Genomic DNA, 7,224 nt, shown 5'->3' on the forward strand with positions numbered 1-7,224 from the left:
GGCTCCCGGGCCGCCTGCCCGGTCTGGGCATCGAGGGCGAGGACGTCCACCCGTAGCGCCAGACCCCATGGCTGGAGGGGGGCGTCCGCCCGGACGCCCCCCTCCACCCATGTGCGCGCCGGGTCAGAAGAAGACGGACCGGCGCTGCACCAGCAGCTTGTACAGGGTGTGCTGGATCTGCTCCCGCACCTGGTCCGTGAGGTTGAACATCAGCATGGGGTCCTCCGCCGCCTCCGGCGGGTAGCCGTCCGTCGGGATCGGCTCCCCGAACTGGATGGTCCACTTCGTCGGCAGCGGCACCATCCCCAGCGGCCCCAGCCAGGGGAACGTCGGCGTGACCGGGAAGTACGGGACTCCGAGGATCCTCGCGAGGGTCCTGGAGTTGCCGATCATCGGGTAGATCTCCTCCGCGCCCACGATCGAGCACGGAACGATCGGCACACCGGCCCGCAGCGCCGTCGACACGAACCCGCCCCGCCCGAAGCGCTGCAGCTTGTACCGCTCGCCGAACGGCTTCCCCAGGCCCTTGAAGCCCTCCGGCATCACACCCACGACCTCACCGCCGGTCAGCAGCCGTTCGGCGTCCTCCGCACAGGCCAGGGTGTGCCCCGCCTTCCTCGCCAGCTCGTTGACGACCGGCAGCATGAAGACGAGGTCGGCCGCCAGGAGACGCAGGTGCCGCCGCGCCGGATGGTTGTCGTGCACCGCGACCTGGAGCATCAGCCCGTCCAGCGGCAGCGTCCCCGAGTGGTTGGCCACGATGAGCGCCCCGCCGTCCGACGGGATGTTCTCGACGCCCTTCACCTCGACCCGGAAGTACTTGTCCGCGAGCGGCCGGAGCACCGACATCAGGACCTGGTCGGTCAGCTCCTCGTCGTACCCGAACTCGTCGACCTCGTAGTCACCGGTGAGCCTGCGCCTCAGGAACGCCAGCCCTCCCGCGATACGCCGGTCCCAGTCGCTCCCCGTCCCCTCCACGCCCTCACCGGCCCCTTGTGGCACCTGGCCGCCCGGAAGGGCGCTGACGGGCGCGGGATGCCCCGACGCGGGCGCCTGTACCCGTCCACCGCCCGTCGGGATGCCTCTGCGCCGCCCCACGCCCGTGCGTGAGCGGTCGTCGTCGAAGGGAATGACCTTGGCGTCCGCCATCGTCGGTCGCGCTCCTCTACCTGGCGCCGTGCGTCGGATGTGTCGTTGCGGCCGGTCCGGCTGCCGGCTCCGTACCGGCGAGCCTGCCGACCGCCCTGCCCACCAGCTCGGGCGGCAGCAGCCCCGGACCGCGGCTCCGCACGAACTCGGCGAAGGTCTCGGCGGTGCTGAACCTCGGCCTGAACCCCAGCGTCTCGCGCATCTGGACCGTCGAGACCACCCTGCCGTGGGTGAGCAGCCTGATCTGCTCCGGGGAGAAGTCCGTCATGCCGACCGTACGGAGCGCCGAACCCACCCAGGTGACGGCCGGCAGCAGCAGAGGCACCGTGGGCCGCCCCAGCCGCCGCGCGCACTGCGACAGCAGCAGCACTCCGTCACCAGCGATGTTGAACGTGCCGCTGTTCAGCGTCCCCCGCCGCGGTTCACGCGCGGCGATCTCCAGTACGTCGACGACGTCGTCCTCGTGGACGAACTGCAGCCGGGGGTCGTACCCGAGGACCGTCGGCAGGACCGGCAGCCCCAGGTAGTCGGCGAGCGGCGAGTCCGGCTCCGGGCCGAGGATGTTCGCGAACCTCAGCACGCACACGGCGACATCGGGTCTGCGCCGCGCGAACCCGCGCACGTACCCCTCGACCTCCACCGCGTCCTTCGCGAAGCCGCCGCTGGGCAGCGACTTGGGGGTCGTCGTCTCGGTGAAGACCGCCGGATCCCGCGGTGCGGAGCCGTACACGTTCGTACTGGACTTCACCACCAGCCGCTGCACCGACGGGGACTTCTGGCACGCGCCGAGCAGCTGCATCGTGCCGATGACGTTGGTCTCCTTGACCGTCGTCCTGCCACCGGCACCGGACGCCTTCGCGGACACGTCGAGATGCACGACCGTGTCGACGGAACGCTCGGCCAGGACCCTGGCGATCGCCGACTGCCGGATGTCCGCGAGGACGAAATCGGCATCGCCCAGCTCATGCCCCGGCGCGACCGCGTCCACCGCGATCACCCGGTCCACGCCCGGGTCACGCTGGATGCGTCGCACGAAACGGCCTCCCAGCTGCCGGGCCGCGCCTGTGACGAGCACGATCTTCCCCAAGATCAGCGCCTTCCGTCGATCGTTCACCGAACGGGGTCTTCCCCTGAGGGCAGTCACGCAATTCCCGGTGGATCAGCGCGCGGCGTCAGATGCGGTGCATCGCAAGGCGGAGGGACGTCCGCATACTGGATGTATGCGGACGGTCCGACAACGCGGCGAGGCGCCGTAGCTGTCGTCGCGCGCCCGCCGGGAATTGCGGGGACAGCCCTTAGCCGTCACCGTAGTCGGTCGATGTTGCCCTGTGATGACCCCAGGCGGGCTTTACCGAACCGATGGCGGGAATACCACCGAACCGCCGCACCGCCCCCACCCGGACGGGCACCGGAAACGCGCCGAGGCCCTCCCGCCAGGACGGCGGGAGGGCCTCGAACTCACGAACAGCGTCCGCTTACTTCTTGTTGCGACGCTGAACACGCGTGCGCTTGAGCAGCTTGCGGTGCTTCTTCTTGGCCATCCGCTTGCGCCGCTTCTTGATAACAGAGCCCACGACTACCCTCGCTCACTTCTTCTTCACTGGTGCGGGGCGTCTGGGCCCACACGACCTACGTCGGCCTAGCCTACCCGCCACCGCGTGAGGGACGTAATCCGAGGGGAGCGTCAGGCCGACTCCACCCCCACGAAGGAGTCGCGGAGATACTCGTGAACCGCTTGCTCCGGGACCCTGAACGACCTTCCCACCCTGATCGCGGGCAGATGACCACTGTGCACCAAGCGGTACACGGTCATCTTCGACACCCTCATGACCGAGGCGACTTCCGCCACGGTCAGGAACCTGACCTCGTTGAGAGGCCTCTCGCTTCCAGCAGCCATGACCCACCTGTACCTTCCGCACGAGACGCGCACCGGCTTCCCCTCCGGTGACTCTTCGTCGTTGTGCGCTCACTCCCCAGATTAGGTGCGGGTGATGCGAGTGGGGAAGAGGTAAGGAAATCGGGCGCCTACCGTGACAGACGAGCGCGATTGAGCACATACCGAGCGATCGGCCCGTAGTGGTCCGCCCGCACACCGTCATCCAGGGGCACAGCGACGGACACCCGTCCCTCCTCCTCACCCACGAACAGCGCGGGATCGTCCGTATCACCCAGCCCGACTGCCTCGATGCCCAGCTGACCTGCCCCGCAGACCCATCCGTGGTCCCCCACCACCAGCTCGGGAAGCACCCCGCGGGCCTCCACCGCCTCCTCCAGGACGGCCCGGACCGGCAGCGGCGAGTGGGTGTGCGCCCCGGTGACGCCCCCCGCGCCCCGCCCGTCCGGCTCGCGCACCAGGGCGACCCCCCGTACGTAGTCGAGGCTGTACGTACGTACGCCGAATCGCGTCATCACGTCGACACCACGCCCCCGCGCGGGGGTGAGTACCAGGCAGCCGGCCGCCGACAGGGCGTCTGCCAGCCCGGCGTAGAAACCGATCAGCCGGTGCGGATGCCCGGTGCCGAACAGCACCGGACTCCGCCTCCTGGCAGCCCCCGCGAGCCGCCCGGCGAAGGCGTCCAGCGCCTCCAGGGTCCGCTCCGGGTCGATCACGTCCTGGCCCGACACATGGCCGGGGTCGTCCGAGACACCGCACTTCTCCGCCATCAGCCGCAGCAGATCACGCTCGCCCCAGACCCGGTCCGGATCGAGCCCCAGCAGCAGACGGGGATCTCTCGCCGCGAAAAGCCGGTAACTCCGCAGGCTGGTCTCCCGCGAAGTGGCCACGGGCCCGGCGAGCCGGGCCGCCAGCAGATGAGCGCGCAGCGCTCCGGTGCTCAACACCCTCCCGATGATTCCGCACCACGAACACCGGCGGGCAGGAACCCGGACACCGCGCCACCGTTGGCGTAACGCCCTCTCAGGCCAGCAGGCCCCGCAGCGGGAACGCCGCCCGCCTGGTCGCCAGCACCGCCTGGTCCAGCCGGTCGGCGGGGTCGTAGCCGTCCTCCCAGGGCTTCCAGGAAGGCGTACGGCCGTCCGTCATCCGGGCAGGCGCCAACTGCCGCGTACGGGCGTAGACCTCGTCCCGCCAGGAAGCCGGGATCATCGACTCGGGGTCCACCGGGGCATGGGCGGCGATACCCACGAGATGGGTCCAGGAACGCGGCACCACGTCCACCACCGCGTAGCCGCCACCACCCAGAGCGACCCAGCGTCCGTCCTCCGCGTAGGAGTGGGCCAGCTCATGACAGGCCGCCATCACCGCGCGCTGCGCGTCCAGGGACACCGCGAGATGGGCCAGCGGGTCCTCGAAGTGGGTGTCGGCGCCGTGCTGGGTCACCAGCACCTGCGGCCGGAAATCCTCCAGCAGTTCCGGCACCACGGCGTGGAAGGCGCGCAGCCACCCCGCGTCGCCCGTACCGGCCGGCAGCGGCAGGTTGACCGCACCGCCCTCGCCCGGCCCGGCACCCGTCTCCTCCGCCCACCCCGTCTGGGGGAACAGGGTGCGGGGGTGCTCGTGCAGCGACACGGTCAGCACCCGGGGGTCCTCCCAGAACGCCGCCTGCACCCCGTCCCCGTGATGCACGTCCACATCCACGTACGCGACCCGCTCCGCACCGAGCTCCAGGAGCCGTGCGATGGCGAGCGCGGGATCGTTGTACACGCAGAAACCGGAGGCCGCCCCGGGCATCGCGTGGTGGAGACCACCGGTGAAGTTCACCGCGTGCGCGCTCTCCCCGCGCCAGACCGCCTCGGCCGCGCCCACCGAGAGCCCGGCGATGAGGGCCGACACCTCGTGCATCCGCGCGAACGCCGGATCGTCGACGGTGCCGAGCCCGTAGGACTGGTCGGCGGAGCCTGGATCGGCCGAGGCGGCACGCACGGCGGCCACGTAGTCGGCGCGGTGCACGAGCCGCAGTGTGGAGTCCCCGGCGGCCTTGGCGGAACCGACGTCCACCTTCCCGTCCAGACCGAACGCCCGCACCAGCCCCATCGTCAGGGCGAGTCTCACCGGATCCATGGGATGCCCGGACCCGAAGTCGTACCCCGTTACTGCCTCATCCCACATCAGCTGCGCGCGCCCGCTCATGCCCGCCACCGTATCGGGCGGGTTCCGCGCCGAACGACCGGGCGTACGCGAGCGTCGCGAGGACCAGCACCATCGGCACCAGCATCGCCCCGCGATAGCTCCAGGCGTCGCCCAGAGCTCCGACGAGCGGGGACCCGACCAGGAAACCGACGTAGTTGAAGACGTTCAGCCGGGCCACGGCCACATCGCTCGCCCCGGGGAACAGCCGTCCCGCGGCCGCAAACGTCTGCGGCACGATCACACACAGCCCGAGCCCGAGCAGCGTGAACCCGAGCATCCCCCACCAGGCCCCGGGCGCCACGGCCACCACAGCGAACCCCGCGGCCGCCAGCACACTCCCGCCCCGCACCACCGCGACCGCCCCCAGCCGGCGCACCCCGAGGTCCCCCACGGCCCGGCCCAGCAGCGTCGTCACCATGTAGACGTTGTACGGGACCGTCGCCAGCTGCTCGGAGCTGCCCAGCACGTCCTGGAGGTACTTCGCGCTCCAGTTGGAGACCGTCGAGTCCCCGATGTACGCGAACGCCATCACCAGGCAGAGCGGCAGCAGCAGCCTGAACGGCACCGACGACCCCTGCCCCGCCCCGCCGGCGGCCTCCGACGCCACGGCACCAGCGGTCCTGCCCTCCGTGTACCACCGGCTCCCGATCAGCGCCGCGGGCAGCAGCACCACCACGGCGGGCAGGTAGGACACCAGAAGCGACAGGTCCCAGTGCGCCCCTGCCCAGGCCATCGACGCGCCGGCTATACCGCCGAGGCTGTAGGCGGCGTGGAAGCCCAGCATGATGCTGCGCCCGTAGGCACGCTGCAGGCTGACGCCCATCATGTTCATCGAGGCGTCCAGGCATCCGACCGCCAGCCCGAACACCCCGAGTGCGGCCGCCACCTGCCAGAGCCGGTCCCCGGCGCCCACCCCGAGGAGGGCCAGCAGCACGACGGGCTGGGCCCACCTGAGGACGGTTCCCGGGCGGACCCGGGCGACCGCCTTCTCCGTGGCCACGCTGCCCACGCCTGCCAGTACGGGCACCGCGGCCAGGAAGACGGGCAGCAGCCCGTCGGATATCCCGTACCGGTCCTGGATGGCGGGGATGCGCGTCACCAGCAGCGCGAAGGTCACGCCCTGCACCAGGAAGCTGAGGGCGAGCGAGACCCTGCCGTACCGCAACCGCGCATCCGTCATGGCCGCGAGCGTAGAGCCCGGATCTACCGCTGGGTAGATGGATCAGGCGAGCAGTTCGGGAAGCTGTGACATGTCGGAGAAGTGTCCGGTCACTCCGGCGAGCCGGTCCGCCGGCATCATCGAGGTGAATCCGTACACGTCCATCCCGGCGGACCGGGCTGCCTCGACGCCGAGAGGACTGTCCTCGATCACGACGCACCTCTCGGGGGCGATGCCCATCCGCTCGGCGGCGTGGAGGAAGAGGTCCGGGGCGGGCTTTCCGCTGCCCACGTCCTCGGAGCTGAAGATCCACTCCTCCTCGAACCACTGGTCGAGGCCGGTGTTGCGGTGCCCGGCGGCGATCTTCTGGTGGCTCCCGGAGGAGGCGACGCAGTACGCCACCCCACTGGCGACGAGACCGCCGAGCAGTTCGTCCACGCCGTCCACGGCTGCGAGTTGTTCCTGCTGGAACGCGGCGAGGGTGCGCCGGTGGAGCTCCTCGTCGAAGTCCGCCGGCAGTTTCTGGCCCGTACGCTCCTCGACCAGGTCGTGGACCCGGTGGATGGCCGCCCCCATGTAGTCACGGAGGGACTCCTCGTACGAGGTGGGGTGGCCGAGCTCCGTGAGGTAGTCGGCCAGGACGGTGTTGGAGATCGGCTCACTGTCGACGAGCACGCCGTCGTTGTCGAAGATGACCAGTTCGTAGCGCATGGTTCGACCCTAGACGCTCCGAACGCAGAAAAGCCCCGTGCCACAAGGGCACGGGGCTTTCCCGGAATAATTGTTCGGCGGCGTCCTACTCTCCCACAGGGTCCCCCCTGCAGTA

At 70.4% G+C, this 7,224-nt stretch carries 8 protein-coding genes; all 8 read right to left on the bottom strand.

Translation table 11 applies throughout. The annotated features are described in order from the left end of the window. Nucleotides 1-123: 123 nt before the first annotated feature. The 8 genes from ACFXOA_RS31920 to ACFXOA_RS31955 all read right to left on the bottom strand — a co-directional run bounded on the left by ACFXOA_RS31920 (nucleotide 124) and on the right by ACFXOA_RS31955 (nucleotide 7,109). Nucleotides 124-1,149, bottom strand: coding sequence for a lysophospholipid acyltransferase family protein (locus ACFXOA_RS31920; protein ID WP_385035627.1), 1,026 nt, complete (start codon nucleotides 1,147-1,149; stop codon nucleotides 124-126). A gap of 16 nt (nucleotides 1,150-1,165) precedes the next feature. Beyond that, nucleotides 1,166-2,236 (bottom strand): NAD-dependent epimerase/dehydratase family protein, encoded by a 1,071-nt coding sequence (locus ACFXOA_RS31925; protein ID WP_385035637.1) that lies wholly within the window; start codon nucleotides 2,234-2,236, stop codon nucleotides 1,166-1,168. Nucleotides 2,237-2,624: 388 nt separating this feature from the next. After that, nucleotides 2,625-2,723, bottom strand: coding sequence for a 30S ribosomal protein bS22 (locus ACFXOA_RS31930; protein WP_003948845.1), 99 nt, complete (start codon nucleotides 2,721-2,723; stop codon nucleotides 2,625-2,627). Between the two features lie 110 nt (nucleotides 2,724-2,833). Continuing rightward, nucleotides 2,834-3,046 carry a helix-turn-helix domain-containing protein gene (locus ACFXOA_RS31935; protein ID WP_362675217.1) on the bottom strand — a complete coding sequence of 71 codons (213 nt, stop codon included), beginning with the start codon at nucleotides 3,044-3,046 and terminating at the stop codon, nucleotides 2,834-2,836. A 128-nt stretch (nucleotides 3,047-3,174) separates the two neighbouring features. Next, nucleotides 3,175-3,990 carry a phosphatase gene (locus tag ACFXOA_RS31940; protein WP_385035629.1) on the bottom strand — a complete coding sequence of 272 codons (816 nt, stop codon included), beginning with the start codon at nucleotides 3,988-3,990 and terminating at the stop codon, nucleotides 3,175-3,177. Nucleotides 3,991-4,066: 76 nt separating this feature from the next. Then, nucleotides 4,067-5,239, bottom strand: coding sequence for an acetoin utilization protein AcuC (locus ACFXOA_RS31945; RefSeq protein WP_385035631.1), 1,173 nt, complete (start codon nucleotides 5,237-5,239; stop codon nucleotides 4,067-4,069). Then, nucleotides 5,208-6,419, bottom strand: a complete 1,212-nt coding sequence (locus ACFXOA_RS31950; protein WP_385035633.1) for an MFS transporter — start codon at nucleotides 6,417-6,419, stop codon at nucleotides 5,208-5,210. The genes ACFXOA_RS31945 and ACFXOA_RS31950 overlap by 32 nt, the downstream gene beginning before the upstream one ends. 42 nt (nucleotides 6,420-6,461) lie before the next feature. Then, nucleotides 6,462-7,109, bottom strand: coding sequence for an HAD family hydrolase (locus ACFXOA_RS31955; RefSeq protein WP_385035635.1), 648 nt, complete (start codon nucleotides 7,107-7,109; stop codon nucleotides 6,462-6,464). Between the last annotated feature and the right edge of the window lie 115 nt (nucleotides 7,110-7,224).

The sequence above is a fragment of the Streptomyces sp. NPDC059166 genome, from assembly GCF_042755185.1.
GTDB lineage: Bacteria > Actinomycetota > Actinomycetes > Streptomycetales > Streptomycetaceae > Streptomyces.

What these genes read in the sequence shown, in the direction of transcription:
- ACFXOA_RS31920 (WP_385035627.1), bottom strand. Translation starts at nt 1,149, where the DNA reads ATGGCGGACGCCAAGGTCATTCCCTTCGACGACGACCGCTCACGCACG.
- ACFXOA_RS31935 (WP_362675217.1), bottom strand. Translation starts at nt 3,046, where the DNA reads ATGGCTGCTGGAAGCGAGAGGCCTCTCAACGAGGTCAGGTTCCTGACC.
- ACFXOA_RS31945 (WP_385035631.1), bottom strand. Translation starts at nt 5,239, where the DNA reads ATGAGCGGGCGCGCGCAGCTGATGTGGGATGAGGCAGTAACGGGGTAC.
- ACFXOA_RS31950 (WP_385035633.1), bottom strand. Translation starts at nt 6,419, where the DNA reads ATGACGGATGCGCGGTTGCGGTACGGCAGGGTCTCGCTCGCCCTCAGC.
- ACFXOA_RS31955 (WP_385035635.1), bottom strand. Translation starts at nt 7,109, where the DNA reads ATGCGCTACGAACTGGTCATCTTCGACAACGACGGCGTGCTCGTCGAC.